We start from the raw sequence: 25,861 nt of genomic DNA, 5'->3' as shown, positions 1-25,861 counted from the left end.
AACGATGCTGTTTCCGCAGAGCCGCGGTGGGAGATCCAGGGATACGGCTCGGTGACGGGCGACCTCCGGGCCGACGCCGCGCACGCCCTCCCCTCGCCGTGGTTCCACGTCCGCCTCGGTCTCGACGGCGGAACCCGGGTCGACGTGATCGCCGTCGTGTCCGAAGGCGGCGTCTCCATCGAGGACGTACGGGCTCAACCACCTTTTTCCGTAGCGGAGTTCGCCTCCCTCGCGGAGTGGATGGAGGGCCCGGTCCGGGACGCCTGCCAGAGCGTCGCCGGGCCGTACGCCCCGGCCGTCCCCGCACCCTCCGCCACCGTGTGCCCGGAGGTCACGGAACCGGCTGGCCACCGGGCCCGCTCCTCCGTGCCGCGCGGCGTCGAGGGCCGCCGCGCGGTCGCCGACGCCTACCGCGCGGCCCAGAACGAGGGTGCCGATCCGGTCCTCGCGGTCATGTGCGCGACGGGCCGCAGCCGGCGCAAATCCCTGCGCATGATCGCCGGTGCCCGGGACGCGGGCCTGCTGGCGCCCCGCCACAACCGGCGCTGAACCGCGGCGCGGCAGCGATCAGGACATCTCGCGCATGCGGGAGATCTCCGTGGTCTGCTGCGCGATCACATCGTCGGCCATCTCCTCGACGACCACGTCGTTGCCGTCGCTCTTGACCTCCGTCGCCATGGTCACCGCGCCCTGATGATGCGTGATCATCAGCTTCAGGAACAGCGCGTCGAACGCGGCCCCTCGCGCCGCCCGGAGCTTCTTCAACTGCCCCTCGGTCGCCATCCCCGGCATCGCCTCGTGCCCGGCGTGCCCGGAACCGCTCTCCGGCTTCCCGTACTTCTTCAGCCACGCGCGCATCGTCTCTATCTCCGGCCCCTGCGCTGCCGTGATCCGCTCGGCGAGCCGCTTCACCTGCGCCGACTCGGCCTGCTTCGGCACGAGTCGAGTCATCGTCAGCGCCTGCTCATGGTGCCGGATCATCATCTGCGCATAGCCGACGTCCGCGGAGTTGGGCCGGTCGTCGGCCTTGCGCTCCTGTGCGTCCTGCGCGGACAGGGTCTCCGCGGCCTCGCCCGGCTTGCCCGGCGCGATCACCGAACTCCCGGCGGAGACAGGGGAGTCGGCCTCGGCGTCGCCCCCCGAATCGCATCCGCTCACCCCCGCCGCGAGCGCCGCGAGCAGCGCGAACACAGCAACTTTCATGACGAGTGCGTTGCCATCTGTTGATCTGTGCATGGTGAAGACGATACTCGGGGGATGGGTGAACCGTTCACGAACGAACGACGTCACCAACGATCAGGGAGACGAGGGAGACAACAGTGACCCTGTTGCACAGCTTCGCCCGAACACGCGGAAGACGCCTGGGAGTCGCCACGGCAGCGGCTGGACTCCTGGCAGCCCTGCTCGCCGCGGGGCCCGTCTCGGCGACCCCCGACCCGGGGGACCGCTCCGCCGCACCCCGCGGCGTCTCGAAGAGCGCACAGGCGCAGGCCGAGAAGGCGATAGCCGCAGGCGAGATACCCGGCCAGGACGAGATCGTCCACTCCGCCAACATCGAACACCTCACCAACATCCCCAAGGACGCGCTGCCCGGCACCAATTCGGACCTTGCCTTCCAGGGCCGCTACGCCTTCGCCGGCAACTACGACGGCTTCCGCATCTTCGACATCAGCAACCCGAAGGCGCCGAAGACCGTCGCGCAGGTGCTGTGTCCCGGCTCGCAGAACGACATCTCCGTCTCCGGGAACCTGCTCTTCCTGTCGACGGACAGCTCCCGCAGCGACAACTCCTGCGCCTCCACCACCCAGCCCGCGACCGAGAAGTCGTCGTGGGAGGGCATGAAGGTCTTCGACATCAGCGACAAGAAGAACCCCAGGTACGTCGCCGCCGTCGAGACCGCGTGCGGCTCGCACACCCACACGCTGGTGCCGGAGAAGAAGAACATCTACGTGTACGTCTCGTCGTACTCGCCGAGCGCCTCGTTCCCCGACTGTCAGCCGCCGCACGACGGCATCTCCGTCATCAAGGTGCCGCGCAAGGCCCCGCAGAAGGCGGCCGTGGTCAACTTCCCCGTCCTCTTCCCCGGTGAGGGCCCCGACGGTGGCGGCAACCCGGGCGCGCCCACCAACCCCGGCGTCTCCAAGACCACGGGCTGCCACGACATCACGGTCCTGCCCTCCAAGGACCTGGCGGCCGGTGCCTGCATGGGTGACGGCATCCTGTTCTCCATCAAGGACCCGGAGCGCCCGAAGGTCATCGACCAGGTCCAGGACAACGTCAACTTCGCGTTCTGGCACTCGGCGACCTTCAACCAGACCGCGAAGAAGGTCGTGTTCACCGACGAGCTGGGCGGCGGCGGAGCGGCCACCTGCAACGCGGCGATCGGCCCGGACCGCGGCGCCGACGGCATCTACGACATCGTCGGCAAGGGCGACAAGAGCAAGCTCGTCTTCCGCGGCTACTACAAGATCCCGCGCCACCAGGCCGACACCGAGAACTGCGTCGCGCACAACGGCTCGCTGATCCCGGTCAAGGGCAAGGACCTCATGGTGCAGGCCTGGTACCAGGGCGGCGTCTCGGTCTGGGACTTCACCGACTCCACGAAGCCGAAGGAGATCGCCTACTTCGAGCGTGGCCCCCTGACCACCGACACCCTCACCGTCGGCGGCTCCTGGTCCGCGTACTACTACAACGGCTACATCTACTCCAACGACATCGCGAAGGGCTTCGACGTCCTGAAGCTCAGCGACCGGCGCACGGATCCGGCCAAGCGGATCCACCTGGACGAGCTCAACACCCAGACGCAGCCGGACTACTTCGACTGATCGCCGTCCGCCGCGGCCGGCCACAGCGGCTCGAAGTAGCGGGAGAAGTCGGCCGCGCGGGCGTGCGCGGGAAGCTCGTCGGACGGCAGGCCGCCAGGGCCGCCGTCCGGCGGGAAGCCCGACTCCCAGGCAAGCCCGTACCGCTGGAACAACTCGGCGCGCAACGTCCCGACCGGCATCGGAGCCCCGGGCACGAGGGCGGCGAAGACGGCACCCATCAACAGGGCCCGCAGCATCGGATAGTCCCGGTCGACGTCGAGCGTCCCGTGCCGTACGACGGTGTCGCGCAGCAGCACCGCGAGCCGCTGCTGCTCGGGGCACTGCACAAAACCCTCGGCCTGCAGAATTCCGGCCATGTGCGTGCGCATCAGCACGGGCTGATCGCGGGCGAGTCCGAGAATCGCGTCGACGGCCCGGGCCAGCCGCTCGTCACCGTCGTCCTCGGCGGGCCGCGGCTCCCGCTCCAGGGCCTCCTGCAACGTCCGGTTCATCAGCCGGTGCACGGCCGACTGCAGCAACTGCCGCTTCCCGGGAAAGTAGTACGAGACCAGCCCCCGGGCGGAACCGGCCCGGTCCGCGATGTCCCCGAGCGTCGTCGCGTCGTACCCCCGCTCCCCGACCAGTTCCAGCGTCGCCTGCAGAAGCCGCTCGCGGGAACGTCGGCGCAACTCCTCATTGACCGATGCGCTGCGGGGGGACATTCTTATCTCCTGCGTTGACTGGCTCTCAGCCAACTATACTCAGCGCATCTCGGCCCCCGGCCTCCGGGCTGCGACGCGCCGAGGCGGACCGGCCGTATTCGGGCGACGCGGGGGATCGTCCGAATACGGCCGATTTCATGCTCGGGTGTCGGGCGGTGTCAGCACTGGCCGGGGCCCGTTCCGACGGGGGACGGCATCCCCAACACCCTCGACACACAGGGCGAAACTGTCCCGGCTTCGTGGCCTCGCGCCGCATCTCCGCTCCGTGCGGCGCCGGAAGCAAGGGTGTAAGGGAAGGGATCGGAAGATCCCCCCGTCCGATCCCGGAGCGGGATGGATGCTGTCGCCGGATCGATGGGGCTTCGGCGACAGCGCCGCCGTATACCGTTCGGTCACTTCCGGCGCCGGAAGAACAGCCACAGCCGGGCCGCGACCAGGCCGAGTGCCACGGCCGCGATCGTGATCCTCAGCCAGTACGGGGCCTCGTGCGCCATAGGCAGGAAGATTGCCCGGGGTGTCACGGCCGCCACTCCTCGCGGTACCCGGGGCGGTCCGCGTACGCGGCGGCCAGGTCCTTGGCCACCGGTTCCATCACCAGCAGCGCCATGCGGGCCGGGCCCTGCACGAGGTGGTCCGGTGAGGCGGCTTCCGTGAGAGTGATGCCGAGGCGGGCGAGGATGCGTCGTTTGGCGTCGGTCTCGCGCAGCACCCGGGCCGGGACCCCGCAGTCGCAGACCGCGCCCGGTGCCTCGTGGAACATCGCCATGGCCGCTTTCACCGACTCCAGGTCGCCCTGGAGGTAGGCGTGAATGTCGCATTCAAGGGCGTGCAGGCTGCTTGCCCGGCGGGTGTCCGCGTCGAGTTGGGTGCCCAGCCACCGCACGAGGTCATCCATCAGCTGCGGTGATCTCTGCGCGAGGGGACGGGGGCGGCTCCATGGCTCCAACGTATCGCAGGTGAGGCGCGGTACTCATGGCGCGCGGACGCTGTCCGAGGCGCCACTGGCACGACTCGTACGGCGCAGTCAGGATGCGGCAAGGGCGGCCCGACCGCATCCTGGACGTAGGGCTCGAACCTAGGAGGCCGACCATGTCCGTGATGGACAAGCTCAAGCAGATGCTCAAGGGGCACGAGGACCAAGCCGGCAAGGGTGTCGACAAGGCCGGTGACTTCGTCGACAGCAAGACTCAGGGCAAGTACAGCAGCCAGGTCGACACGGCCCAGGACAAGCTCAAGGAGCAGCTGGGCGGCGACCGGGGCCAGGAGGAGCAGCCGCCGAAGTCGTGACCTCCCGCGTGGACCGAGCCCGGGGCCCCGCCGTCGACACGGCGGGGCCCCGGGTGTTCAGGCCGCTTCGTAGTGGTGCGCGCGCCCGCCGCGCCACTTCACCCAGGCGGGATCGTCGAGCAGCGCCTCCGCGTGGTCGAGACCCGCGCGCCGGAGGAACTCCAGGACGTCGCTGTCGCTGTGGGCGAGGCCGAGAATCTGCCCGCGCGCGGTGACGCGCCGGCCGCCGGTGCCGAGCGGCGGGTGGACGACTATCGGGGCGGTGGGCATAAGTCCAGGGTGGATGGTCAGTGGTCCTTCCGCGACTTCACGCACCGGTCCGCCGCACTGTCGACGACGACCAAGGCGACCGGAACCTTCATCCTTCCCTCCTGCCCCGCCCCGGGATCCGCACTCCTGTGCCCCCTTCCGCACCCACCTCCCGAAAGAGGATCAGGCGAGTGAACGGTGCATCCGGCACGCCCCGAGAGGGCGTAAGACAGGCATGAGCACGTCGACGCAATCCCAGAACAAGGAGGGCTGGTCGGTCATCCCAGTCCTCTGCTTCGTCCGCAAACCGGGGGACACCCTGCGCTGCACCCTCGGTGCCGGTCACGACAGTGACCACCTGCACGCGTACACCCGCACCTCCTGGCCGCACCGCTCCGGCGAGAAGCAGGCCGACTAAGACGCCCGCCCGTCGCCGACGGCGGATCCACTCCGGTGGCGGGCGGGTCCTCGGCGCCACGCCGGACGTGCGTGGGCGCTCTCACAGCAGGTCGAGCAACGGGCGTAGTCCGTCCGGCCGTTGGGCCACCGGAAGATGGTCCACGAAGCGCACCGCGCAGCCGATGTCCGCCGCCCCCGCGTCCGAGCGCCGGTCGTCGCCGACCATCAGGGTGTCCTCCGGAGCCACCCCGAGCTCCTCGCACGCGGTCGTGAACAGCCGAGGATCCGGCTTCTGCACGCCGTACCGGTACGACATGACGTAGGTGCCGATGTACGGGTCCAGGCCGTGCTCGACGAAGACGGGCCGCAGGTCCCAGCCGATGTTGCTGACCACGCCCACCGGAACCCCGCGCCCCCGCAGCGCGGTGAGCACCTCGGCCGCGTCCGGGTACGGGCGCCAGGCAGCCGGCGCCATGTGACGTTCGTACAGGGCGTCGTAGAGCCGCTCGTCGGGCAGCGGCACCTCGCGGGCGAGACCGGTGTACGCGGCGCGATGGCGGTCCGCGTCCACGTCGCGGACCGCCATGAGACCGGCCAGATGCGCGGGGACGTCGATGTGGTGGGTGCTGCCGCCCGGCAGCGCCCCGACCTCCTCCAGACCGGCGACGGCCCGGTCGAACTCGGCGTCGGGCAGCGTCAGTCCGGTCGCGTCGAGCGCGGCCCGCAGCCACGACTCGGTGGACTCGATCCTGAAGAGCGTTCCGGAGAAGTCGAAGAGCACGGCTTTGATCGTCATGCGCCCGATGCTCCGCGCGGCGCGACGCGCGGGTCAAGTGCGACGGCCCGCGGCCCGCCACCTCTCGTACGCGGCGGTGGACAGCAGGACCGTGAACGCGCCGAGCAGCCAGCCGCCGGCCACGTCGGACGGCCAGTGCACCCCGAGCCACAGCCGGGTCAGCCCGACCCCGACGACCGAGACGAAGGACACGACGAGCGCCGTGCGCCACAGGCCGCGCCCCACGCCGTGGCGGCGCAGCAGCCACAGCAGCAGGCCGCACACGACCGTGGCCGTCATCGCGTGCCCCGAGGGGAACGCCGCGTAGTGCGCGGAGTCCACCGGGTCGGGCCACACCGGCCGCGGCCGGCCGACCAGTGCCTTGAGCGCCTGCTGCAGCAGCGTGCCCAGCAGACACGTAGCCGCGATCCAGCCGGCCAGCACGGCGTCCCGCAGCCGCCACGCCATCGCGACGGCGACCACGGCGATCAGGGCGCGCATCGTCCACGGGTCCCACACCCAGTCCGACAGGACGCGGTTGGCGTGCGTGAGGTCCGGCTCGGCGACGGCCTCGCGGTGCAGCGAGCGCGAGATGTCCGCGTCCAGATCCATCAGCGGGTTCCAGCGGGCCGCCACCAGCGCCAGGAGCAGAGCGAAGGGCAGGAGCGTGAGCAGCAGCGGCGCAGTACGGCGGCCTTGTGCCGGAGGCGGGGCTTCGGGCGGGGAGTCGGGCGGTGCCGGGTGCATGCCCCGATCCTCGCCGATGGGCAGGACCCGATCCAGCCCGACGCGGCCGCCCCGGCGCGGTCTAACCCAGCGCGCGCAGGCCGGGCACGAACGTCACCAGAAGAGGCACGAGCGGGACGAGCGCCGCAGCCGCCGTCAGCCGCAGACGGCGCCCCGGCGTGAGCCGGGACGGAGGTGCGAGCAGCCGGTGCACCCGCTGCGGCACGTGCGCCTGCGGGGTCGGGCAGGGGCCCGAGAACACCCCTCGGTCCTCGTTGAGTTCCACCAGGGCCAGCGCGATGGTCAGCCGGCCGAAGCGGCGCGAGGCGACATCGTCCGCGGCCAGCTCGACCAGCCGGTGCATCTCGTCACGGAACGCCGCGAACACCGGCACCTGCGGAAAGCCGGAGGCCAACGCGCCGGAACAGTGCAGCAGCCAGTCGTGCCGCCACTGCGCGTGGCCCATCTCATGAGCGAGCACCGCGTCCAGCTGACGCCCCTTCAGGCGGCGCAACGCAGCCGTGGTGATGACCAGTTGGGGACTCTGGCCGGGCAGCCACCAGGCGTCGGGACGCTCGCCCTCCAGCACGACGAGACGGTCCGCGCCGGGCTCCTCGCCGGGCAGCAGCGGTGCGCGCACCTGCAGTTCGGCACGGCGCCGGGCCCGCCGAGCCCGCGCCCGGTGCACCTCGCGCACCAGCATCGCCGCCGTCCAGGCCCCGCCGAGCGCCAGCGTCACGGCGACGGCGCCCGCCCAGGGACCGGTGCCGCCGGGAGCGTAGGCGGCCACGACCGAGTGCGGTGCGGGGGCGAACACATGCCCGCGCACGGCCTTCCAGGCGGCGGCCGCGCTCAGCGTCATGGACAGGGCGCAGCACAGCAGGACACCGGCCACCACGCACTGCCACACCCACAGCGCGACGATCGGCTCCCGCTCGGGCCAGTCGGCGCGCCCGAGCAGACGGGGGGCGACGACAGCGGCGAGGGCGCCGAGCAGCAACAGCGCTACGGGGACCGTCATACCCGTCACCCTATGAGCCGCACGCGACCCCCGATACGGCCTGGGGCGCCAAGTGATGTACGCCACGGTTTCGTTCGGCCGGACGCGGGGCCCGGGGAGGGCGGCGGCGTCACATCGTCAGCAGCATCGCCAGCATCCCGATCCCCATGGACAGCCGGCAGGCCCGCGCCAGTTCCGGCCGGTCGCCCCAGCCCGCCCACACGGTGCCGCCAGGCGAGGCGCCCTGCGGGGCCATGCGGGCGCCCGTCCACAGGACGTACGCCGTGAAGTAGGCGAGGAGCAGACCGGTCAGCAGGGGCGCGCCCGCACCGCCGTGGTGGGCGTGCGCCTCCGGTCGGACTGCCATAGCCAGCGCCATGTACGCCATCGCGAACGTCCCCACGAGATGGTGCAGATGGTGCCCGGGTGCTTTGCGGGACGCCCACAGCGCCCGCAGGGCCGCGCCGCCGAACACCACCGCGTACAGCAGCCACGCCCAGCGCGGCGGCGTGAGGACCGCCGCGGGCACCGCCATCAGCGCCATGCCGAAGCCCATCAGCGCCTCGCCGCCCGCCGTACGGCGCTGCTCCTCCACGCCGCTGCGCAGCCGCAGCAGGCAGTACGCGCCGGTCGCCGCGCACAGCGCGACAAGCAGCCAGGCGGCCGACAGCGATCCGTGCACCCCGGGTCCCCCTTGCCCTCTCCCGCACAGGCCGCGCGTTTCGCGCGGCCATCGAGGGGATGCCCCGGTGCGCGGGGGCTTAAGGCGGCGCAGGGGAGCACACGCGGTGTTTTGCGGGTGAAACACCCGCGCGGCACGGATCGGCGACACTGGGGGCACCGACGGCGACGAGGCCGTCGGCACAGGTGAAAGGGCCGGTCGGGCAGGTATGAGCACGGAGCAGGGCGCGGACAGGGAACCGCAGACGCCGCACACGGTGGCCGACACCGTGTCGTCGGTCGTACGGCAGTGGCAGAGCGTGCGCCCCGATGTCGACACGGGCCCGATGGAGATCATCGGGCGGATCAACCGGTGCGCCGCGCTGCTCCAGCAGGCCGAGGACGCTCCGCTGCGCCGCGCCGGGCTGACCCGCCCCGAGTTCGATCTGCTCGGCACGCTGCGGCGCACCGGCCGCGAGCTGACCCCCGGCGATCTGGCCCGTGAGACGTTCGCGTCCGGCGCCGCGGTCACCAAGCGGCTGAAGCTGCTCCAGGAGCGGGGCTTCGTCGCCCGGCGCGCCGACACCCGCGACCGACGCGTCTCGCAGCTGAGCCTGACCGACGAGGGGCGGGCCCTGGTCGACGAGGTGCTGCCGCAGCAGCTCGCGTACGAGGCGTCGGTCCTCGCGGGACTCGCGGGCGGCCACGAGGGCGAACTCGCCGCACTGCTCGGCGAGTTGCTGCTCCAGCTCGAAGGACGCCTGGGCGGCGGCCGGGTCTGACGGGACCCGGCCGCCCCGACTACTCGGGAAGCTGCGCGATCGGCAGGTCCGGCCGCTGCGGCGTCATCGCCCGCCCCGCGACCGACGCGCTGACCGCCGCGTGGATCTCCTCCGGCGACAGATACGCGTCCGTCATCTCGAAGTCCTTGAGCGTGGCGGGCCGGTGCCGCTGGAACCCGGTGCGCACGAAGTCGTCGCCCGCGACCGCGTTCAGACCCCAGTTCGCCGCCGTCCGGAACCGGGCCGTCAGCGTCCGCAGCGCCCCCAGGTGGTAGCCCCGCGCGACGACCTGGGCGGGCAGCCCGGTCAGCTGCACGCCCATCGGCTTCGACACGGCCTGGATGCCACCGAGGTCGACCACGAGGCCGAGGTCCTTGTGCCGGTACGGCGTCAGCGGGTTGCCGCGCACCGCGGCGAGCACATTGCGGGCCGCCGCCCAGCCCTGCCGCATCGCGTGCTGCGCGGTCGGCGGGCAGATCGCGTCGCCGCCCTTGGCGAGGTCCGGCACGGCCGCGGCGTCGCCGAGCGCGAAGACCCCGTCCATGCCGGGCACGGTCAGCCGCGGCGTGACCACCAGCCGGCCGCGGTTCGTCTCCGCGCCGAGGGTGGCGACCAGCGGGCTCGGCGCGACACCGGCCGTCCAGATCAGCGTGTGGCAGGGCAGCTCCCGGCCGTCCGTCAGCGTCACGGTGGACTCGGTGGCCTTGGCGACGGACACGCCGAGCGAGACGTGCAGCCCGCGGCGCTCCAGGATGTCCATGGCCTTGTCGCCGAGCCGGTCGCCGAGCTCCGGCATCAGCTTCGGAGCCACGTCGACCAGATGCCACTTGATGTCCTTGGGGTCGAGCCCCGGATACCGCTTCACGGCGGACGTCGTCAGCCGCTGGAGATAGGCGGCCGTCTCCGTCCCCGCGTAGCCGCCGCCCACGACGACGAACTGCAGCCGCGCCTCCCGCTCGGCCGGGTCCGAGCTGGCCGCGGCGAGGTCCAGCTGCGAGATCACGTGGTCCCGGATCCAGGCCGCCTCCGCGAGCGTCTTCACCCCCACCGCGTGCTCGTCGACGCCCGGGATGTCGAACTGCCGGGTGACACTGCCCGGCGTCAGGACGAGATGGTCGTACCGCTCGACGATCTCCTCGCCGTTGATCTTCCGTACGACGACCGCCTTCGCCTTCGGGTCGACGCCGACCGCGCCGCCCGGCAGGATCGCGGTGCGCCGCAGCATCCGGCGCAGCGGTACGGCCACCGACTGCGGGGTCAGCACCCCGGACGCGACATGCGGCAGCAGCGGCAGATAGAGCTGGTGGTCCATCGGACTGATGAGTTTCAGCACGGCCTCGCCGGGCTTCAGCTCTTTCTCCAGTTTGTGCGCGCACTCCATCCCGGCGAATCCGCCGCCGACGATCAGGATCCGCGGCTTCGAGGTGCGGGGAGCGTTCGTGTTCCGGGGAGCGGTCATCTCGGATTTCTCCTGGGCTGGACTGCGAGGGCCGTGCCGGTCTTGCGGTCTTGCGTCTATCCGGATCGGCGCCGCCGAATCCCCGGATCAGCGCCATCCTCCGGCCTGGACCGGGTCGCCGCACGTCAGCGGCGCTCTACGGATGTCCACATTCCGGACGACGAGGGACCGGGCTACGCCATTCGGTGGGCCCGGCGTGATCCCTCGGGGCCGCTCCTAGATCCCCGGCCGGTACCGGATCGGATGCTCCGCCGGCACCTCCACGAGCACGATGCGGTGCCCGTCCGGGTCCGCGACCCACATCTCGACCAGCCCCCACGGCTCCTGGACGGGCTCCCGCAGCACCTCCACCCCGGCCGCCACCAGCTCCTCGTGCGCCGCCGCCACGTCGGCCACCTGGAGCCACAGCCGCAGATGCGGCACGGGCGCCTCCTCGGCCCGGCCCGCCACCTCCAGGAAGCCGCCGCCGAGGAAGTAGACCGTGCCCCGCTCCGGCCCGGTGCCGAACTCGCGGTACACGGCGAGCCCCAGGGCATCGCCGTAGAACCGCCGCGACCGCTCGGGATCGACGGGCCGGACGAGGACTCTGCTGCTCAGTACATGAACCATGCCGACGCACAGTAGTGCGCCCGGGTTAACCTCGACGGCGCCGACAGGCCCGCACCCGTACGAGATCGGAGAGTCCTCCATGACCGCCGCCCTGACCTACCGTGATGCCGTCGTGGAGGACGCCGACGCGCTCGTGGCGCTCATCGAGTCGGCCTACCGCGGGGACACGAGCCGGGCCGGCTGGACCACGGAGGCGGACATCCTCCAGGGGCAGCGCACCGACCCCGAGGGCGTGCTGACCGTCATCAAGGACCCCGACAGCCGCCTGCTGACCGTCGAGCGCGACGGCGAGATCGTCGCCTGCTGCCAGCTGGAGCACCGGGACACGGCCGCCTACTTCGGCATGTTCGCCGTCAGCCCGGCCCTCCAGGGCGCGGGCCTCGGCAAGCAGATCATCGCGGAGGCCGAGCGGCGGGCGCGCGTGACCTGGGGCGTGCGCGAGATGCACATGACGGTGATCTCCGTACGCGACGAGCTCATCGCCTGGTACGAGCGCCGCGGCTACCGCCGTACGGGAACGATGACCCCCTTCCCGTACGGCGACGAGCGCTTCGGCATCCCGCAGCGCGCCGACCTCCAGTTCGAGCTGCTGGTCAAGCCGCTGGCCTGAGCCCGGTCCGGGCTACGCGGTGAACCGGCCCGTCCGCTTGATCTCCGGGTAGTCGGTGGTGGCGCCGTCGAGACCGAGGGCGCGGACGAGCCTCAGGTCGTCCTGGGTGTTCACGACCCAGCCGATGATCCGCAGGTCCGCCTTGCGGGCGTGTTCGACGATCTCCTGGGTGAGGCGGCGGATGTTCAGGACGAGGGTCGTGGCGCCGACGGACACGGCCCGCTGGACGACATCGGTGCCGTAGCGGCTCGCGACCAGGGCCGTGCGCACCCCCGGCACGAGCCGCGCGATCTCCGCGATCGCCTCGTCGTGGAACGAGATCACCTCGACCCGGTCCACCAGATCGCGGCGCAGCATCACCTCGGCGAGCGCCTGGGCCGCCGTGACGGTCTTGATCTCCGCCTGGAGCGGAGCGCTCACCGCGTCCAGAACCTCTTCGAAGACCGGGATCCGCTCGCCGCGCCCCGCGTCGAGCGTGCGCAGTTCGGCGAGGGTCTGCTCGGCGATCGGGCCGCTGCCGTCCGTCGTGCGGTCCACGTCGGCGTCGTGCATGACGACGAGCGCGCCGTCCTTGCTCAGATGCAGATCCAGCTCGATGAGGTCGAGTCCCGCCCGTTCGGCGGCGACGAAGGATCGCAGGGTGTTCTCGGGTTCGACACCCATGGCACCGCGATGCCCGATGGTGAGGAAGTTCAAGGCGGTCTCGCTTCCGTCGACGGCGACTCTGCTGTCACGCGCTTACGTACCCAGGTAGTCGCAGCCTAACGACCCGACTCCGCGACCGAACCGGAGTGGCGCAGGTGACCGGAATCGTGCTGCCGGGATCCCACGATCCCCAGCAGCAGTCCGGTGACGACGGCGGCGACGAGTACGGCTCGGATGCTCACGACGGGTGCGCTCCTGCGGGCCTGACGGTGCGGGACGGGGACGCCGACCGTCCTACCGCCCCGCCGGGCCGGCACCCGGCGACGTCACCCGGACGTGGGCGAGTCCGCCACGGGTTGACCCGGACCGAGCGCCACCAGATCCGCCAACATGCCGCGCGCCAGCTCCACTTCGGCCACCAGCCGCCGCTCGCTCCAGCGCAGCGCGATCTGCGGATGCGCCCACGCCTCCACCCCGTCCGCCTTCGCGAGCGCGTCCCGTACCTCGTCCAGCTCGCCCTCGGCCCGCGCCACGTGCTCCGTGACGAGCGCGCGCAGCCGCTCCGGCTCGGCGAGGTGCCCCAGCCAGACCCGCAGCAGCACCGGGTGCTTGAGCGACACCGGGCCGGGATCGTGGGTGTCCGCGGCCCAGGAGGCCAGCGCGGCCCGCCCCTGCTCGGTGATCGTGTACGCCCGCTTCGCCCGCGGTTCCTCGGGCCCGGAGCGTCGTGAGGTGACGTGGCCGAGGTCCTCGAGGCGGCGCAGTTCCGCGTAGATCTGGCTGAACGCGGGCGCTCCGTAGAAGAACCGCAGGGAGGAGTCCGCCCACTTCTTCAGCTCGTACCCGGTCCGCTCGCCCGGGAAGGAGAGCAGCCCGAGCACGGCCCAGGCGGTCTGCGGGAGTCGAGGTGTCGGCATGCGTCCGCATTGAAGTTCGCGGGAAACGCGGACGCAAGAGGCCGACGCAAGAGGCCGGAGGCTACGCCGTCGCGCGGTGCAGCCGTGCCGTCAGGTGGTGCTGCAACGGCTGCCCCACCGCCGCGAGTTCGTGCACGAAGTCCAGCGTGCCGGGCCCGGCGAGCGTGTACCGGCGCGTGGTCGCCTCGACCTTCTTCGCGGTCGGCGTCAGCGCCACGTCCTCGGTGGCCAGCGCGACCGTCGTGCCGTCGGCCGTACCGGCCATGATCTCCGCGATGCCGGTCGGCTGCGTGATCAGGACCTCCACCCGGCCGTCGGGCTGAAGCCGCCAGAAGCCGCTCTCGCGGGCGGCGGGCCGCAGCGGCGCGTCGTGCCCGTCGATCAGCCAGGCGCGGGCCTCGTAGTGCAGGAAGGGCCGCCCGTCATGGCTGAACGTCACCTCCTGCGCGTACGTGAAGTCGCCGTCCAGCGTCGGATATCCGCCACGGCCCCGACCGCGCCAGGTCCCGAGCAGCCCGAGCACGGGCGCGAGCAGCGGGTGCGCCTCCTTCGGCTGATCGCTGTACGGGTAGGCGGGCACGGCGTCGGACACGGTGAACTCCGGATGCGGGTACGGGGGTGATGGCGGGGCCAGCTTAGGGGGCGGCGCGGCGCGCTCCCGCCCGGTACGCCCCGTAACCTCACGTGCGTGTCCGTCTCCGCCCGCCCGCACCGCGTCGCCGTCCTCGTCCTCGAAGGGGCGAAACCCTTGGACGTGGGGATCCCCGCCCAGGTGTTCACGACCCGCGCGAGCATGCCGTACGAGGTCCGGGTGTGCGGGCCCGCGCCCGGGCTCGTCACCGGGGGCGACGGTCTGTCGTACGCGGTCGCCCACGGGCTCGAGGCGCTGGAGTGGGCGGACATCGTGTTCGTGCCCGGATACCGGTTCCCGGACCGGGAGGCGCCGCCGGCGGCGGTCGTCGACGCGCTGCTCGCCGCCCACGCGCGCGGCGCCCGGCTCGCCGCGATCTCCACGGGCGCCTTCGCGCTCGCCGCGACGGGTCTGCTCGACGGGCGGCGGGCCACGACCCACTGGCACTACACGCAGGCGCTGGCCGAGCAGTACCCGCACGTCCGGGTCGACGAGAACGTCCTCTTCGTCGACGAGGGCACCGTGCTGACCTCGGCGGGCGCCGCGTCCGGCATCGACCTGTGCCTGCACATCCTGCGCGGCGACCTCGGCGTGGCCGCGGCCAACCACGCGGCCCGGCGCCTGGTCGCCGCCCCCTACCGCAGCGGCGGCCAGGCCCAGTACGTGCCGCGCAGCGTCCCCGAGCCGCTCGGCGAACGGTTCGCCGCCACCCGTGAATGGGCCCTGAGCAGGCTCGGCGACCCGCTCACCCTGCGGATCCTCGCCCGGCACGCGGCGGTGTCGGAGCGCACGTTCTCCCGGCGCTTCGTCGAGGACACCGGGTACACGCCGATGCAGTGGGTGATGCGGGCCCGGATCGACCTGGCCCGCGAACTCCTCGAACGCTCGGAGCTGGCCGTCGAGCAGATCGCCGCCGACGTGGGTCTCGGCACCGGCGCCAACCTGCGCCTGCACTTCCAGCGCATCCTCGGCACCACTCCGACCGAGTACCGGCGGACCTTCGCCCGCGGCGAGTAGCCCGGCCCGATCGCGGTGGCGGGATACTTTCGAACCATGGCGTTCCCGCCGCTGTCGGCCAAGCCCGCGGCGCGCGAGTGTGGAGACGTTCCCGCTGAGGGGACCTCGACATTCACCCCGGACGGGCCGGTCGTCCGCACGCACCGGCTCCGTCGGACCGACGGGAGACCCGCACATGACCCGCATCGCCATCAACGGATTCGGCCGCATCGGGCGCAACGTCCTGCGCGCCCTCCTGGAGCGCGACTCCGCCCTCGAGATCGTCGCCGTCAACGACCTCACCGAGCCCACCGCGCTCGCCCGCCTGCTCGCCTACGACTCGACGGCGGGCCGGCTCGGCCGCCCGGTGACCGTCGACGGGGACGCGCTCGTCGTCGACGGCCGCCGCATCAAGGTGCTCGCCGAGCGCGAGCCCGCCGAGCTGCCCTGGGCCGAGCTCGACATCGACATCGTCCTGGAGTCCACCGGCCGTTTCACCTCGGCGAAGGCCGCCCGCGCCCACCTCGACGCGGGCGCGAAGAAGGTCCTCGTCAGCGCCCCCTCGGACGGCGCCGACATCACCCTGGCCTACGGCGTGAACAGCGACGGGTACGACCCGGCCCTGCACACGATCGTCTCGAACGCCTCCTGCACCACGAACGCGCTGGCGCCGCTCGCCGCCGTCCTCGACGACCTCGCGGGCATCGAGCACGGCTTCATGACGACCGTGCACGCCTACACCCAGGAGCAGAACCTCCAGGACGGCCCGCACCGAGACGCCCGCCGGGCCCGCGCCGCCGCCGTCAACATCACGCCGACCACGACCGGCGCCGCCAAGGCGATCGGCCTCGTCCTGCCGAACCTCGACGGGAAGCTGTCCGGCGACTCGATCCGCGTGCCCGTCCCGGTCGGCTCGATCGTGGAGCTCAACACGACGGTCGCCCGCGACGTGACCCGTGACGAGGTCCTCGCCGCCTACCGCACCGCCGCCGACGGACCTCTCGCCGGTGTCCTGGAGTACTCGGAGGAGGAGCTGGTCTCGTCCGACATCGTGGGCAACCCGGCGTCGTCCGTCTTCGACGCGGCCCTGACCCGGGTCGACGGCCGCCACATCAAGGTCGTCGCCTGGTACGACAACGAGTGGGGCTTCTCGAACCGCGTCGTCGACACGCTCAACCTGCTCGCCGGCTGAGACGCCGGAAGGCCGGTGCCCGCCCGCCCCTTCCCATCTCTGACGCTCCGTCATATACCTAATAGTCATATGGAGGCGATGCCCCACCGCTGTCTCAACTCCCGGGAGGAACAGTGAAGTTCTCCGTCATCTTCGAGGCGCAACTGGCCGATCCCACCGTCGACCGCGAGCATCAGCTCTTCCACGACTGTGTCGAACAGGCCGTCCTCGCCGAGGAGATGGGGTTCGACCGGATCTGGGCCGTGGAACACCACTCCCTCAAGTGGTACGCGCACATGTCGGCCCCGGAGATCTTCCTGACCTGGGTCGCGGCCCGCACCTCCCGCATCCGCGTCGGGCACGGCGTCGTCTGCATGCCGTTCGCCTTCAACCATCCCGCCCGAGTCGCCGAACGCGCCGCCACGCTCGACCTGTTGTCGGGCGGGCGGCTCGACCTCGGCGCCGGGCGCGGCGGCACGGTGCAGGAGACGTCCCTGTGCGGCGTCGACAAGGACCGTACGACGCAGGAGGTCGAGGAGGCGCTCCGCATCATCGGCAAGGCGTGGGAGAAGGACGAGCTGGAGCACCACGGCCCGCTCCTCGACATCGACCCGCACCCGATCCTGCCGCGTCCCGCCCAGACCCCGCACCCGCCGCTCTTCCTGGCGTGCAGCCGCACCGAGACCCTGCGCCAGGCGGCCGAACTCGGCGTGGGTGCCCTGGTGATGGGCTTCGCCGGGCCGGAGTCGATCGCCGAGATGCGCCGGGTCTACGACGCGGCGACGGCGGGGCGCACCGCCGAGCGCCTCGTCTCCTCCGTGGTCAACGACCACTTCTCGGTGCTGTGTCCCACGATCGTCCTCGACGACCGGGAGACGGCCCGCGCCATCGGCATCCGCGGCCAGCGTTTCTTCGCCCAGTCCATCGGGCACTGGTACGGCGGTGCAGGGATACCCGACGAGGCCGTCGTCGAAGGCACCGACGAGGCCGCCGAGATGCGCAGGGCCGCCGAACAGGTCGTGGCCCGCCTCAACGAACAGCACATCCCTGTCCGCCCGAGCGCCACCGCCACCTTCAACGCCGACCATGCCTACGGCACGGCGGCGGACGCCATCGCCTACGTCGAACGTCTCCGTGACGCCGGTGCCGACGAGATCATGTGCCTCATCCAGATGGGCACGGTGCCGCAGGCGGCCTGTCTGGAGACGCTGCGTCAATGGGGCGAGACGGTGATCCCGCATTTTCGACTGGAGGGGTAGGGGGCGGCCCGGTTCGAGTTCCGCCCGCGCCACCGTCGTGGCTGGTCGCGCAGTTCCCCGCGCCCCTGAGGCATGCGCTGACGCGCAGCCTCCCCTCGGCGCCCCTGGGCGAGCGAAGCTCGCCTCAGGGGCGCGGGGAACTGCGCGAGAAGCGGCCACCGGCCGTCAGTTGACCGGCAGCCCTTCGGGGGCGCGGGGAACTGCGCGAGAAGCGGCCACCGGCCCGCAGGCGAACGAACAACCCATGAGGGGCGCGGGGAACTGCGCGACCAGCCCCCACCCGCCGTTAGCCGACAACCCACCCCGACAAGGAGCCGCATGAAAACCCCGGACCGCCTCGCCCCGGAAGCCCGCCCCCTCGTGGACGCGATAACGGCCGCCTTCCCCGACATCGGCGGCACCGTCACCGACGCCACCGAAGCCCGCCGCATCCTCGCGCAGGCCCCCGCGTCCCCCTTCCCGGGTCCCGCCGTGGGCGAGATCGAGGACCGGGAGATACCCGGGGCCCCCGACGGCCCCCCGATCCCGGTCCGGATCTACCGCCCGGAAGGAGGCGGAGCAGAGCCGGTCCCCGTCGTCGTGTTCTTCCACGGCGGCGGCTGGGTCATCTGCGGCCTCGACAGCCACGACAGCACCGCCCGCGCCCTGTGCCGCGACGCCGGCGCCGTCGTGGTGTCCGTGGACTACCGGCTCGCCCCCGAGCACCGGTTCCCCGCCGCGATCGACGACGCGTACGCCGCCGTGTGCTGGGTCGCCGCCCACGCGGGCGAACTCGGCGCGGACGCGGGAGCGCTGAGCGTCGCCGGGGACAGCGCGGGCGGCAACCTCGCCGCGGTCGTCGCCCAGGTCGCCCGCGACGAGGGCGGGCCCGCGATCGCCCGGCAGCTCCTGATCTACCCGGCGACCGACGCCCGCCAGAAGACCGGCTCGTTCGAGGAGAACGCCGAGGGCTACTTCCTCACGGCCGCCGCCTGCGCCTGGTTCCGGGAGCAGTACCTCGGCCCCGACGGCGACCCGTCCCACCCCCGCGTCTCACCGCTCCTCGCCGAGAACCTGGCGGGGCTTCCGGCCGCGCACATCGTGACCGCCGGCTGCGACCCCCTGTGCGACGAGGGGCAGGCGTACGCGCGGGCCCTGAAGGACGCCGGTGTGCCCGTCACCGAGAGCCGCTTCCCGGGCATGTTCCACGGCTTCTTCGGCTTCCCCGAACTGCTGGAAGATGCCCGTCGAGCCGTCGCGGATGTGGTCGAGGTCATCGTTTCAAGCGGTCGGGACAGGAAAAACGACGGTGATGCAGGGGGTCGGGCAGGATAATTTCCCGAGTCTCCTCTTGTGGCGGAGAACCTTGCATGCATACGGTGTCCATACGCGAGGTTCTCCCGTGGAGGATGAGACATGACGGAAATTCTTGTGCAGAAGGCCGTGGAGGAAACTGTTCCTGCGGTCCAGGGGATGGGTGACAGGGTGGTGGAGCACCCGGCCTGGCCCGTGCTCAAGGACGCCGTCGAGGAGATCAGGACCTGGCAGGAGAAGGACGGGTCGATCGATCTCGACGCCGAGGGCGCCCCGTCGGTGGCCGACGCCAAGGAGGCCGTGGACCGGGTCGTGACCGCGGTCGAGCGGCTCGCCCCGCTGCTGCCGCACGACGCCGCGTACCTGGACGCGCTCGTGGGCGACCTGCGGCGCTGGGCCGACGGCGGCTTCGCGGTCCCCGACTTCCTGGACTCCCTGCTCGCCTTCCAGCCGGCCGCGCAGCGCCGGGACGGCCTCCAGCACCTGGTGGTCTTCCCGATGTACACGCAGAACGGCAATCCGGACCGGAACCTGGAGGCCGTCGTCCTGAAGATGGTGTGGCCGGACTGGCTCGCCGAGCTGGAGGCGACCCGCTACGACAACCCGCTGTTCTGCGGCATCACCTTCGAGGACTTCACCTCCGGCTACGACACGAACTCGGCGGTGCTCTTCCCCGAGACCATCGCCGTGCGCGAGGCGCCGGAGCGGTTCTCCTGGGGTGGCATCTTCTGCGACCGCGAGGCGGCCCGCTTCCGCCGGGTCACCGAGGCCGCCGTGGACATCCTCGGTGTCGAACTGCCCGACGACATCCGCGACATGGTGGGCGACCAGGAGCGCTGCCAGCAGGCGTTCGTGCTGTGGGACATGGTCCACGACCGCACGCACAGCCACGGCGACCTGCCCTTCGACCCGTTCATGATCAAGCAGCGGCAGCCGTTCTGGATGTACGGGCTCGAAGAGCTGCGCTGCGACCTCACGGCCTTCAAGGAGGCGGTGAAGCTGGAGGCCGACGGCGTCCCGCAGGCGCGCGACGTGCAGTACGCCGTCCTCTTCGACCGGATGTTCCGCTTCCCGGTCACCGGCGACCGCGTCAAGAACTACGACGGTCTGGGCGGCCAGCTCCTCTTCGCGTACCTGCACAAGCACGACGTCTTGCGCTGGACGGACAACAAGCTGCTCATCGACTGGCAGCGCGCCCCCGAGGTGACGAACCAGCTGTGCGGCGAGATCGAGCAGTTGTACCGCGACGGCATCGACCGCCCGAAGCTCGTGCACTGGTTCGCCGCGTACGACCTGGTGTCGACGTACCTCGCCCCGCACCCGGGCTCGCGCTGGGCCAAGGGCCCCGACGCCCTGGACACCTCGCTGCCGCCGCGCAAGCTGGTGGACGAGGTGCTTCCGGACGAGTTTCCGCTGAGCATGTTCTATGAGGCGCTTTCCAAGAAGCTGAAGAACGTGATCGCCTCCACCAAGGGCATCACGGCGGCGGGCGCCGAGCGGGTGGCCGCGTGAGCAACCCCGTACCGCAGGAGGCGACTGCCATGACGGACACCACCGGGACCACCGAGGTCACGGGCAAGGACACGCTGGACGGTGCCGTGATCGCGGTCGCCGGGGCGGCCGGGCCCGCGGGCCGCGCCGCGCTCAAGCGGCTCGCGGAGGCCGGTGCCACGGTCATCGGCGCCGACGCGGACGCCGAGCGCCTGGCCGAGGCCGTCGACGAGGCGCGCTACGCGCACGGCGGCGCCACCGTCGTCGGCGACACCGTGGACCTCCTCGATCTTCAGGCCACCCGCGACTGGGCGGACCGCATCGAGAAGGACTTCGGCCGGGTCGACGGCGTCGTCCACCTCGTCGGCGGCTGGCGCGGCAGCGCGTCCTTCGCCGAGACCGACCTCGCCGACTGGGACCTGCTCGAAAAGCTCCTGATCCGTACGGTGCAGCACACCTCGCTCGCCTTCGAGGGCCCGCTCACCCGCTCCGACCGCGGCCGCTTCCTGCTGATCAGCGCGGCCGGCGCCTCGAAGCCGACCGCGGGGAACGCCGCGTACTCCGCCTCCAAGGCCGCGGCCGAGGCCTGGACGCTCGCCCTCGGCGACGCGTTCCGCAAGGCCGGGGGCGATGCCGGGCCGCGGCAGGCGGCTGCGATCCTGGTGGTCAAGGCGCTGGTGCACGACGCGATGCGCGCGGAGCGCCCCAACGCGAAGTTCGCGGGCTTCACCGACGTCAAGGAGCTGGCCGAGGCCATCACCGGCGTCTGGAACCGGCCCGCCGCCGAAGTGAACGGGACCCGCCTGTGGCTGACCGAGAAGCCGTGAACCCTCCCAGGACCGACGCCCGCAGGCATCACGACCCCACCGTCAGAGGCTTCGCCAGCGACAACTACGCGGGGACCCACCCCGAGGTGCTCGCGGCGCTCGCCCTCGCCAACGGCGGGCACCAGGTCGCGTACGGCGAGGACGACTACACGGCCCATCTCCAGCAGACCATCCGCAGCCACTTCGGCCCGACCGCCGAGGCCTTCCCGGTCTTCAACGGCACGGGGGCCAACGTCGTCGCGCTCCAGGCGGTCACCGACCGCTGGGGTGCGGTGATCTGCGCCGAGTCCGCGCACATCAACGTCGACGAGGGCGGCGCCCCCGAGCGGATGGGCGGCCTGAAGCTGCTCACCGTCCCGACCCCGGACGGCAAGCTCACGCCCGAGCTCATCGACCTCCAGGCGTACGGCTGGGACGACGAGCACCGCGCGATGCCGCAGGTCGTCTCGATCACGCAGTCCACCGAACTGGGCACGCTGTACACGCCCGACGAGATCCGCGCGATCTGCGACCACGCCCACCAGCACGGCATGACGGTGCATCTCGACGGCTCCCGGATAGCCAACGCGGCCGCGTCCCTCGACGTCCCCCTGCGGACGTTCACGAACACGGTCGGCGTGGACATCCTCTCCCTGGGCGGCACGAAGAACGGGGCGATCTTCGGCGAGGCCGTCGTCGTCCTCAACCAGGACGCCGTGCGGCACATGAAGCACCTGCGCAAGCTGTCCATGCAGCTCGCCTCCAAGATGCGCTTCGTGTCCGTGCAGTTGGAGGCGCTGTTCGCCAAGGACCTGTGGCTGCGCAACGCCCGGCACGCCAACGAGATGGCCCAGCGCCTCGCCGAGGGCGTCCGTGCGGTGGACGGCGTGGAGATCCTCTACCCGGTGCAGGCCAACGGCGTCTTCGCGCGCCTCCCGCACGACGTCGCCCAGCGCCTGATGAAGCAGTACCGCTTCTACTTCTGGGACGAGACAGCCGGCGACGTCCGCTGGATGTGCGCCTTCGACACCCGCGAGGAGGACGTCGACGGGTTCGTCGCGTCCCTCAAGGAAGAGATGGCGCGCTAGACACGTCAGATCAGAGGCTGCATAGGTATGCGGTCGACCGTAAAGTCATTGACTCGCGGTCGACCGCATACCTATGCTCGCGTGCCATGCAGCTGATCCAGCAGAACCCTGATCTCTCCGCCTATTTGGCGGCGGACGACGTCATCGATCATCGCCATCCGCTCGTCCGGGAGACGGCCGCACGGCTGGCCGAAGAGTCCGTCGATTCATATGCATACGCCCGCGCCGCCTACGAGTACGTCCGTGACGCGATCCCGCACTCCGCCGACAGCGGCGACCCGCGTGTCACCTGGCGGGCCTCCGACGTCCTGGAGAAGGGCACCGGCATCTGCCACGCCAAGGCGCACGCCCTGACGGCGCTCCTGCGCGCGGAGGACATCCCCGCGGCCCTCTGCTACCAGCGGCTGACGCACGACGCCGGAACGGGCTGGTGCGTGCACGGGCTCATCGCCGTACGGTTCCACGGCGCATGGCACCGGCAGGACTGCCGGGGGAACAAGCCGGGCGTCGACGCCCAGTTCTCGCTCCAGGGGGAGCGGCTGGCCTGGGTGCCCGATACGGGCGAGGGCGAGGTGGACTATCCGGCGCTCTTCGACGCGCCGCATCCGGCGGTGCTCGACGTGCTGCGCGCCGCGCCGGACCGTCCCCACCTCTGGGAGAACCTGCCCGACTCGCTCGCTGCGTGAAGCGGCGGGGGCCGAACCGGTCCTGCTTCCGGAGCAGTTCGGCCCCCGTCGCGCGGCTCAGCCGGCCTCGGCGGCCTTGACCTCTTCGGGGGTCGGCGCCGTGCCACCGAGATGGGCCGGCATCCACCACGTGTCGTTCGGACCCTTGGGGCGTACCGGATAGGCGCGCTGCGCCGCTTCGAGCAGCTCCTGCACCCGGCTGCGCAGACGGCGCGTGATCGCACCCGCGTACTGGTCGGACGGAGCCTCCAGGGCCTCGCCGACCCGGATCGTGATCGGGATGTGCTGCCGCTTGAAGTTGCGCGGGCGGCCCTTGGTCCAGACCCGCTGCGTGCCCCACAGCGCCATCGGGATCAGCGGCACCCCGGCCTCCTGGGCCAGCCGCACGGCACCCGTCTTGAAGCTCTTCAGCGTGAACGACTCCGAGATCGTCGCCTCGGGGAAGACGCCCACGACCTCGCCCGCGCGCAGCGACTGCAACGCGTGCTGGTACGCGTGCTCACCCTGCGAACGGTCCACCGGGATGTGCTTCATGCTGCGCATCAGCGGACCGGAGATCTTGTGCCGGAACACCGACTCCTTGGCCATGAACCGGACCAGACGCTTCTGGGGCAGCGCGGCGAGGCCGTCGAAGATGAAGTCCAGGTAGCTGATGTGATTGCTGACCAGGACGGCACCGCCCGAGCGCGGAATGTTCTCCGAGCCCTTGCAGTCGATCTTCAGGTCGAGCGCCTTGAACATCGTTTTCGCGGCGCCGATGACCGGACGGTAGACGAGCTCTGCCATGGAGAGGGAGGACCCTTCTGAAGTGCCTGGGGAACGTGATGGGTGGGACGGTTCCCGGCGTTAAGTTACGGAGCCGTAGGTATTGCGGCTTGCGCAGATCGTGCCCGAAGAACGGCTGGCTGGCCAGTCCTGGTTCCGGTGCCGCGCGAGATCCTGGTCACGTTGGCCGGAATGCGCAGAGACGTTTGAGCGCTGTAGTGGAGACGGCGGACAAAGGAGGACAGGAGTGACCGTGGGTGAAATGACGTTCGGTGCCGAGCAGTTGGGCGCGGAGCTGGGGGAGCGGGCGACGCTCGTTCAGTTCTCCAGCGCCTTTTGCGCGCCCTGCCGGGCCACCCGGCGCGTGCTCGGCGAAGTCGCCGCACTCGTCCCGGGCGTCTCGCACATCGAGATCGACGCCGAGGCGAGACTCGACCTCGTACGCGCCGTTGGGGTGGTCAAGACGCCGACCGTGCTGGTCCTCGACGCCCACGGCCGCGAGGTGCGGCGGGCGGCGGGGCAGCCGCGCAAGGCGGACGTCATCGCCGCGCTCGGTGAAGCGGTGTGACGCCCTCACGCACGGTGGTGCCGGGGTGACTCATCTCCCAGATGACGGAACGCACTTGACTGCACGCACCACGTATCGTCAGTCTGACCCTATGCCGCCGGAACTCCTTCTCCACCAGCGGGTCCACATCGATCTCGCGCGCTGTTCGAGCGCCCGTTGTCGTGTCTGACGCAGCCTCGGACCCCGCTCGTACCCTCCCGCAGAAGGACACGTCCATGACGGTCACCCCGGACCTTCGCACCGCTCTGCCGGCCGGCCCCGATCTCCTCCGCTCCGTCTTCCGTCAGCACGCCGCGGGCGTCGCGGTGATCACGGCGGCGGGCAGCGCCCCCGTCGGCTTCACCGCCACCTCGCTCACCTCCGTCTCCGCCCAGCCGCCCGTGATCTCCTTCGGTATCGGCGTCGGCGCCTCCAGCTGGCCCACCGTCGCGGAGGCTGGCCATGTCGGCGTGCACATACTCGCCGAGGGCCAGGCGGACCTCGCCGCGACGTTCGCACGCAGTGGCGCCGACCGCTTCGGCGCGCCCACGCGCTGGTCCGAGGGGCCCGAGGGGGTTCCGGTCCTCGACGGCGTACTGGCCTGGATGGTCTGCAAGGTGATCGCCCGGGTCCCCGCCGGTGACCACCGGATCGTGCTCGCCGAGGCGGTCTGCGGGGACCTGCCGGGCGCCGGCCGTCCGCTTCTCTACCACCAGGGGCGCTTCAACGCGCTGCGCGACTGAGAGTTCCCAGCTCCGGGCGATTACGGAGCGTTGGCAACGTCACAGTTCAAAGCGCTTGCTTAGCGGGCATAATCTGGATGTACTGACGAGTAATATTTCGTTCGGAGCGCGGGCCGCCCCGACCGGAAGAGTCCGCTTCAGGCGCCTATGCTGCCTGGTACAAGGCGTTTTTCGACGCAGCAGCACAGCCGCCCAGTAAAAGACGATTGCAGTAGGAGAGCCGGCGTGAGCTTGAGGATCGTTGTCACCGTGAAGTACGTGCCGGATGCCACGGGCGACCGGCACTTTGCCGATGACCTGACCGTGGACCGGGATGATGTGGACGGTCTGCTGTCGGAGTTGGACGAGTACGCGGTCGAGCAGGCGTTGCAGATCTCCGAGAATTCGGACGACGACGTGGAGATCACCGTGTTGACGGTGGGTCCGGAGGACGCCAAGGACGCGCTGCGCAAGGCGTTGTCGATGGGTGCGGACAAGGCGATCCATGTCGAGGACGACGATCTGCACGGTACGGACGCGATCGGTACGTCGCTGGTGCTGGCGAAGGCGATCGAGAAGGCCGGTTTCGATCTGGTGGTCTCGGGGATGGCGTCGACGGACGGTACGGCGGGGATCGTGCCGGCGCTGGTCGCGGAGCGTCTGGGTGTGCCGCAGGTGACGCTGTTGTCGGAGGTGTCGGTCGAGGGTGGTGCGGTGTCGGGCCGCCGGGACGGTGACACGGCCTCGGAGCAGTTGCAGGCG

The 25,861-nt window shown here is 71.2% G+C and carries 33 protein-coding genes; 17 read left to right on the top strand and 16 right to left on the bottom strand.

All coding sequences use genetic code 11. The annotated features are described in order from the left end of the window. The first annotated feature begins 51 nt into the window (after positions 1 to 51). Positions 52 to 549, top strand: a complete 498-nt coding sequence (locus tag K377_RS11985; protein WP_111663262.1) for a DUF6214 family protein — start codon at positions 52 to 54, stop codon at positions 547 to 549. An 18-nt stretch (positions 550 to 567) separates the two neighbouring features. On the opposite strand, the gene K377_RS11980 is transcribed toward K377_RS11985, so the two are convergent. Next, positions 568 to 1,203 (bottom strand): DUF305 domain-containing protein, encoded by a 636-nt coding sequence (locus K377_RS11980; RefSeq protein WP_161195175.1) that lies wholly within the window; start codon positions 1,201 to 1,203, stop codon positions 568 to 570. 116 nt (positions 1,204 to 1,319) lie between these two features. Between K377_RS11980 and K377_RS11975 the strand changes: the two genes are divergently transcribed. Next, on the top strand, positions 1,320 to 2,825 hold the full coding sequence (locus tag K377_RS11975) for an LVIVD repeat-containing protein (protein WP_111663261.1): 1,506 nt from the start codon (positions 1,320 to 1,322) through the stop codon (positions 2,823 to 2,825). Here the strand turns inward: K377_RS11975 and K377_RS11970 are convergent. From K377_RS11970 to K377_RS11965, 3 genes are all read right to left on the bottom strand, one after another. Then, positions 2,813 to 3,526 carry a TetR/AcrR family transcriptional regulator gene (locus K377_RS11970; RefSeq protein ID WP_111663260.1) on the bottom strand — a complete coding sequence of 238 codons (714 nt, stop codon included), beginning with the start codon at positions 3,524 to 3,526 and terminating at the stop codon, positions 2,813 to 2,815. The genes K377_RS11975 and K377_RS11970 overlap by 13 nt on opposite strands. 392 nt (positions 3,527 to 3,918) lie before the next feature. Continuing rightward, positions 3,919 to 4,047, bottom strand: a complete 129-nt coding sequence (locus tag K377_RS42225) for a hypothetical protein (RefSeq protein ID WP_258395020.1) — start codon at positions 4,045 to 4,047, stop codon at positions 3,919 to 3,921. Next, positions 4,044 to 4,421, bottom strand: coding sequence for a DUF6221 family protein (locus K377_RS11965; protein ID WP_111663259.1), 378 nt, complete (start codon positions 4,419 to 4,421; stop codon positions 4,044 to 4,046). The genes K377_RS42225 and K377_RS11965 overlap by 4 nt, the downstream gene beginning before the upstream one ends. A gap of 194 nt (positions 4,422 to 4,615) precedes the next feature. Between K377_RS11965 and K377_RS11960 the strand changes: the two genes are divergently transcribed. Then, entirely contained in the window at positions 4,616 to 4,813 is a 198-nt protein-coding gene (locus tag K377_RS11960) for an antitoxin (RefSeq protein WP_111663258.1), read from the top strand. Between the two features lie 57 nt (positions 4,814 to 4,870). On the opposite strand, the gene K377_RS11955 is transcribed toward K377_RS11960, so the two are convergent. Further along, the gene (locus tag K377_RS11955) at positions 4,871 to 5,083 is read right to left on the bottom strand and encodes a hypothetical protein (RefSeq protein ID WP_111663257.1); all 213 of its coding nucleotides are present in this window, start codon (positions 5,081 to 5,083) and stop codon (positions 4,871 to 4,873) included. A 214-nt stretch (positions 5,084 to 5,297) separates the two neighbouring features. Between K377_RS11955 and K377_RS11950 the strand changes: the two genes are divergently transcribed. Continuing rightward, positions 5,298 to 5,480, top strand: a complete 183-nt coding sequence (locus K377_RS11950; RefSeq protein ID WP_111663256.1) for a hypothetical protein — start codon at positions 5,298 to 5,300, stop codon at positions 5,478 to 5,480. An 81-nt stretch (positions 5,481 to 5,561) separates the two neighbouring features. Here K377_RS11950 and K377_RS11945 read toward each other — a convergent pair whose 3' ends face one another. The 4 genes from K377_RS11945 to K377_RS11930 all read right to left on the bottom strand — a co-directional run bounded on the left by K377_RS11945 (position 5,562) and on the right by K377_RS11930 (position 8,644). Next, on the bottom strand, positions 5,562 to 6,257 hold the full coding sequence (locus tag K377_RS11945; protein WP_111663255.1) for an HAD family hydrolase: 696 nt from the start codon (positions 6,255 to 6,257) through the stop codon (positions 5,562 to 5,564). 33 nt (positions 6,258 to 6,290) lie between these two features. Beyond that, complete coding sequence (locus K377_RS11940; RefSeq protein WP_111663254.1) at positions 6,291 to 6,983, bottom strand: phosphatase PAP2 family protein; 693 nt, start codon at positions 6,981 to 6,983, stop codon at positions 6,291 to 6,293. A 61-nt stretch (positions 6,984 to 7,044) separates the two neighbouring features. Beyond that, on the bottom strand, positions 7,045 to 7,983 hold the full coding sequence (locus K377_RS11935; protein WP_111663253.1) for a M56 family metallopeptidase: 939 nt from the start codon (positions 7,981 to 7,983) through the stop codon (positions 7,045 to 7,047). 109 nt (positions 7,984 to 8,092) lie between these two features. Then, positions 8,093 to 8,644, bottom strand: a complete 552-nt coding sequence (locus K377_RS11930) for a DUF5134 domain-containing protein (protein WP_111663252.1) — start codon at positions 8,642 to 8,644, stop codon at positions 8,093 to 8,095. Between the two features lie 208 nt (positions 8,645 to 8,852). Between K377_RS11930 and K377_RS11925 the strand changes: the two genes are divergently transcribed. After that, positions 8,853 to 9,404 (top strand): MarR family winged helix-turn-helix transcriptional regulator, encoded by a 552-nt coding sequence (locus K377_RS11925; RefSeq protein ID WP_111663251.1) that lies wholly within the window; start codon positions 8,853 to 8,855, stop codon positions 9,402 to 9,404. 19 nt (positions 9,405 to 9,423) lie between these two features. Here K377_RS11925 and K377_RS11920 read toward each other — a convergent pair whose 3' ends face one another. Together K377_RS11920 and K377_RS11915 are read right to left on the bottom strand one after the other, a co-directional pair. Continuing rightward, entirely contained in the window at positions 9,424 to 10,863 is a 1,440-nt protein-coding gene (locus K377_RS11920) for an NAD(P)/FAD-dependent oxidoreductase (protein ID WP_111663250.1), read from the bottom strand. Positions 10,864 to 11,079: 216 nt separating this feature from the next. Continuing rightward, positions 11,080 to 11,472 (bottom strand): VOC family protein, encoded by a 393-nt coding sequence (locus K377_RS11915; RefSeq protein ID WP_111663249.1) that lies wholly within the window; start codon positions 11,470 to 11,472, stop codon positions 11,080 to 11,082. A gap of 79 nt (positions 11,473 to 11,551) precedes the next feature. Here K377_RS11915 and K377_RS11910 point away from each other — a divergent pair, with 79 nt between their 5' ends. Next, positions 11,552 to 12,082, top strand: coding sequence for a GNAT family N-acetyltransferase (locus K377_RS11910; protein ID WP_111663248.1), 531 nt, complete (start codon positions 11,552 to 11,554; stop codon positions 12,080 to 12,082). A gap of 12 nt (positions 12,083 to 12,094) precedes the next feature. Here K377_RS11910 and K377_RS11905 read toward each other — a convergent pair whose 3' ends face one another. From K377_RS11905 to K377_RS11895, 4 genes are all read right to left on the bottom strand, one after another. Then, positions 12,095 to 12,778 carry a glycerophosphodiester phosphodiesterase family protein gene (locus tag K377_RS11905; RefSeq protein WP_111663247.1) on the bottom strand — a complete coding sequence of 228 codons (684 nt, stop codon included), beginning with the start codon at positions 12,776 to 12,778 and terminating at the stop codon, positions 12,095 to 12,097. Between the two features lie 65 nt (positions 12,779 to 12,843). Continuing rightward, on the bottom strand, positions 12,844 to 12,969 hold the full coding sequence (locus K377_RS42220) for a hypothetical protein (RefSeq protein ID WP_258395019.1): 126 nt from the start codon (positions 12,967 to 12,969) through the stop codon (positions 12,844 to 12,846). A gap of 84 nt (positions 12,970 to 13,053) precedes the next feature. Then, entirely contained in the window at positions 13,054 to 13,644 is a 591-nt protein-coding gene (locus K377_RS11900) for a PadR family transcriptional regulator (RefSeq protein ID WP_111663246.1), read from the bottom strand. Between the two features lie 61 nt (positions 13,645 to 13,705). Then, positions 13,706 to 14,236 (bottom strand): FABP family protein, encoded by a 531-nt coding sequence (locus K377_RS11895; RefSeq protein WP_111663245.1) that lies wholly within the window; start codon positions 14,234 to 14,236, stop codon positions 13,706 to 13,708. 96 nt (positions 14,237 to 14,332) lie between these two features. Here K377_RS11895 and K377_RS11890 point away from each other — a divergent pair, with 96 nt between their 5' ends. The 8 genes from K377_RS11890 (at position 14,333) to K377_RS11855 (ending at position 23,065) form a co-directional block, all read left to right on the top strand. Next, the gene (locus K377_RS11890) at positions 14,333 to 15,292 is read left to right on the top strand and encodes a GlxA family transcriptional regulator (RefSeq protein WP_111663244.1); all 960 of its coding nucleotides are present in this window, start codon (positions 14,333 to 14,335) and stop codon (positions 15,290 to 15,292) included. Positions 15,293 to 15,467: 175 nt separating this feature from the next. Further along, complete coding sequence (gap, locus tag K377_RS11885; protein WP_111663243.1) at positions 15,468 to 16,463, top strand: type I glyceraldehyde-3-phosphate dehydrogenase; 996 nt, start codon at positions 15,468 to 15,470, stop codon at positions 16,461 to 16,463. A gap of 113 nt (positions 16,464 to 16,576) precedes the next feature. After that, entirely contained in the window at positions 16,577 to 17,701 is a 1,125-nt protein-coding gene (locus K377_RS11880) for an LLM class flavin-dependent oxidoreductase (protein WP_111663242.1), read from the top strand. 318 nt (positions 17,702 to 18,019) lie between these two features. Continuing rightward, positions 18,020 to 19,015, top strand: coding sequence for an alpha/beta hydrolase (locus K377_RS11875; protein WP_111663241.1), 996 nt, complete (start codon positions 18,020 to 18,022; stop codon positions 19,013 to 19,015). An 81-nt stretch (positions 19,016 to 19,096) separates the two neighbouring features. Beyond that, positions 19,097 to 20,506: a DUF6421 family protein gene (locus tag K377_RS11870; RefSeq protein WP_111663240.1), complete on the top strand. Its 1,410-nt coding sequence runs from the start codon at positions 19,097 to 19,099 to the stop codon at positions 20,504 to 20,506. A 29-nt stretch (positions 20,507 to 20,535) separates the two neighbouring features. Then, positions 20,536 to 21,312 carry an SDR family oxidoreductase gene (locus tag K377_RS11865; RefSeq protein WP_111663239.1) on the top strand — a complete coding sequence of 259 codons (777 nt, stop codon included), beginning with the start codon at positions 20,536 to 20,538 and terminating at the stop codon, positions 21,310 to 21,312. Beyond that, on the top strand, positions 21,309 to 22,379 hold the full coding sequence (locus tag K377_RS11860; protein WP_111663238.1) for a low specificity L-threonine aldolase: 1,071 nt from the start codon (positions 21,309 to 21,311) through the stop codon (positions 22,377 to 22,379). Before K377_RS11865 ends, K377_RS11860 begins: the two co-directional genes overlap by 4 nt. An 86-nt stretch (positions 22,380 to 22,465) precedes the next feature. Beyond that, positions 22,466 to 23,065 (top strand): transglutaminase family protein, encoded by a 600-nt coding sequence (locus K377_RS11855; protein ID WP_111663237.1) that lies wholly within the window; start codon positions 22,466 to 22,468, stop codon positions 23,063 to 23,065. A 57-nt stretch (positions 23,066 to 23,122) separates the two neighbouring features. On the opposite strand, the gene K377_RS11850 is transcribed toward K377_RS11855, so the two are convergent. Next, positions 23,123 to 23,851 carry a 1-acyl-sn-glycerol-3-phosphate acyltransferase gene (locus tag K377_RS11850; protein WP_111663236.1) on the bottom strand — a complete coding sequence of 243 codons (729 nt, stop codon included), beginning with the start codon at positions 23,849 to 23,851 and terminating at the stop codon, positions 23,123 to 23,125. A gap of 241 nt (positions 23,852 to 24,092) precedes the next feature. Between K377_RS11850 and K377_RS11845 the strand changes: the two genes are divergently transcribed. The 3 genes from K377_RS11845 to K377_RS11835 all read left to right on the top strand — a co-directional run. Beyond that, positions 24,093 to 24,398, top strand: coding sequence for a thioredoxin family protein (locus K377_RS11845; protein WP_111663696.1), 306 nt, complete (start codon positions 24,093 to 24,095; stop codon positions 24,396 to 24,398). A 215-nt stretch (positions 24,399 to 24,613) separates the two neighbouring features. After that, positions 24,614 to 25,120 (top strand): flavin reductase family protein, encoded by a 507-nt coding sequence (locus tag K377_RS11840; RefSeq protein ID WP_111663235.1) that lies wholly within the window; start codon positions 24,614 to 24,616, stop codon positions 25,118 to 25,120. 225 nt (positions 25,121 to 25,345) lie between these two features. Then, positions 25,346 to 25,861 (top strand): electron transfer flavoprotein subunit beta/FixA family protein (locus K377_RS11835; RefSeq protein WP_111663695.1); only part of this gene is annotated, 516 nt, incomplete at its 3' end.

This window comes from Streptomyces sp. PsTaAH-137 (genome assembly GCF_003259365.1).
Taxonomy (GTDB): domain Bacteria; phylum Actinomycetota; class Actinomycetes; order Streptomycetales; family Streptomycetaceae; genus Streptomyces.
The sequence above is the reverse complement of the archived record's forward strand: the minus strand, read 5'-3'. Positions and strand labels throughout refer to the sequence as shown.

What these genes read in the sequence shown, in the direction of transcription:
- K377_RS11980 (WP_161195175.1), bottom strand. Translation starts at nt 1,203, where the DNA reads ATGAAAGTTGCTGTGTTCGCGCTGCTCGCGGCGCTCGCGGCGGGGGTG.
- K377_RS11970 (WP_111663260.1), bottom strand. Translation starts at nt 3,526, where the DNA reads ATGTCCCCCCGCAGCGCATCGGTCAATGAGGAGTTGCGCCGACGTTCC.
- K377_RS11965 (WP_111663259.1), bottom strand. Translation starts at nt 4,421, where the DNA reads ATGGATGACCTCGTGCGGTGGCTGGGCACCCAACTCGACGCGGACACC.
- K377_RS11960 (WP_111663258.1), top strand. Translation starts at nt 4,616, where the DNA reads ATGTCCGTGATGGACAAGCTCAAGCAGATGCTCAAGGGGCACGAGGAC.
- K377_RS11955 (WP_111663257.1), bottom strand. Translation starts at nt 5,083, where the DNA reads ATGCCCACCGCCCCGATAGTCGTCCACCCGCCGCTCGGCACCGGCGGC.
- K377_RS11950 (WP_111663256.1), top strand. Translation starts at nt 5,298, where the DNA reads ATGAGCACGTCGACGCAATCCCAGAACAAGGAGGGCTGGTCGGTCATC.
- K377_RS11945 (WP_111663255.1), bottom strand. Translation starts at nt 6,257, where the DNA reads ATGACGATCAAAGCCGTGCTCTTCGACTTCTCCGGAACGCTCTTCAGG.
- K377_RS11940 (WP_111663254.1), bottom strand. Translation starts at nt 6,983, where the DNA reads ATGCACCCGGCACCGCCCGACTCCCCGCCCGAAGCCCCGCCTCCGGCA.
- K377_RS11935 (WP_111663253.1), bottom strand. Translation starts at nt 7,983, where the DNA reads ATGACGGTCCCCGTAGCGCTGTTGCTGCTCGGCGCCCTCGCCGCTGTC.
- K377_RS11925 (WP_111663251.1), top strand. Translation starts at nt 8,853, where the DNA reads ATGAGCACGGAGCAGGGCGCGGACAGGGAACCGCAGACGCCGCACACG.
- K377_RS11920 (WP_111663250.1), bottom strand. Translation starts at nt 10,863, where the DNA reads ATGACCGCTCCCCGGAACACGAACGCTCCCCGCACCTCGAAGCCGCGG.
- K377_RS11915 (WP_111663249.1), bottom strand. Translation starts at nt 11,472, where the DNA reads ATGGTTCATGTACTGAGCAGCAGAGTCCTCGTCCGGCCCGTCGATCCC.
- K377_RS11910 (WP_111663248.1), top strand. Translation starts at nt 11,552, where the DNA reads ATGACCGCCGCCCTGACCTACCGTGATGCCGTCGTGGAGGACGCCGAC.
- K377_RS11900 (WP_111663246.1), bottom strand. Translation starts at nt 13,644, where the DNA reads ATGCCGACACCTCGACTCCCGCAGACCGCCTGGGCCGTGCTCGGGCTG.
- gap (WP_111663243.1), top strand. Translation starts at nt 15,468, where the DNA reads ATGACCCGCATCGCCATCAACGGATTCGGCCGCATCGGGCGCAACGTC.
- K377_RS11875 (WP_111663241.1), top strand. Translation starts at nt 18,020, where the DNA reads ATGAAAACCCCGGACCGCCTCGCCCCGGAAGCCCGCCCCCTCGTGGAC.
- K377_RS11870 (WP_111663240.1), top strand. Translation starts at nt 19,097, where the DNA reads ATGACGGAAATTCTTGTGCAGAAGGCCGTGGAGGAAACTGTTCCTGCG.
- K377_RS11865 (WP_111663239.1), top strand. Translation starts at nt 20,536, where the DNA reads ATGACGGACACCACCGGGACCACCGAGGTCACGGGCAAGGACACGCTG.
- K377_RS11855 (WP_111663237.1), top strand. Translation starts at nt 22,466, where the DNA reads ATGCAGCTGATCCAGCAGAACCCTGATCTCTCCGCCTATTTGGCGGCG.
- K377_RS11850 (WP_111663236.1), bottom strand. Translation starts at nt 23,851, where the DNA reads ATGGCAGAGCTCGTCTACCGTCCGGTCATCGGCGCCGCGAAAACGATG.
- K377_RS11845 (WP_111663696.1), top strand. Translation starts at nt 24,093, where the DNA reads ATGACGTTCGGTGCCGAGCAGTTGGGCGCGGAGCTGGGGGAGCGGGCG.
- K377_RS11840 (WP_111663235.1), top strand. Translation starts at nt 24,614, where the DNA reads ATGACGGTCACCCCGGACCTTCGCACCGCTCTGCCGGCCGGCCCCGAT.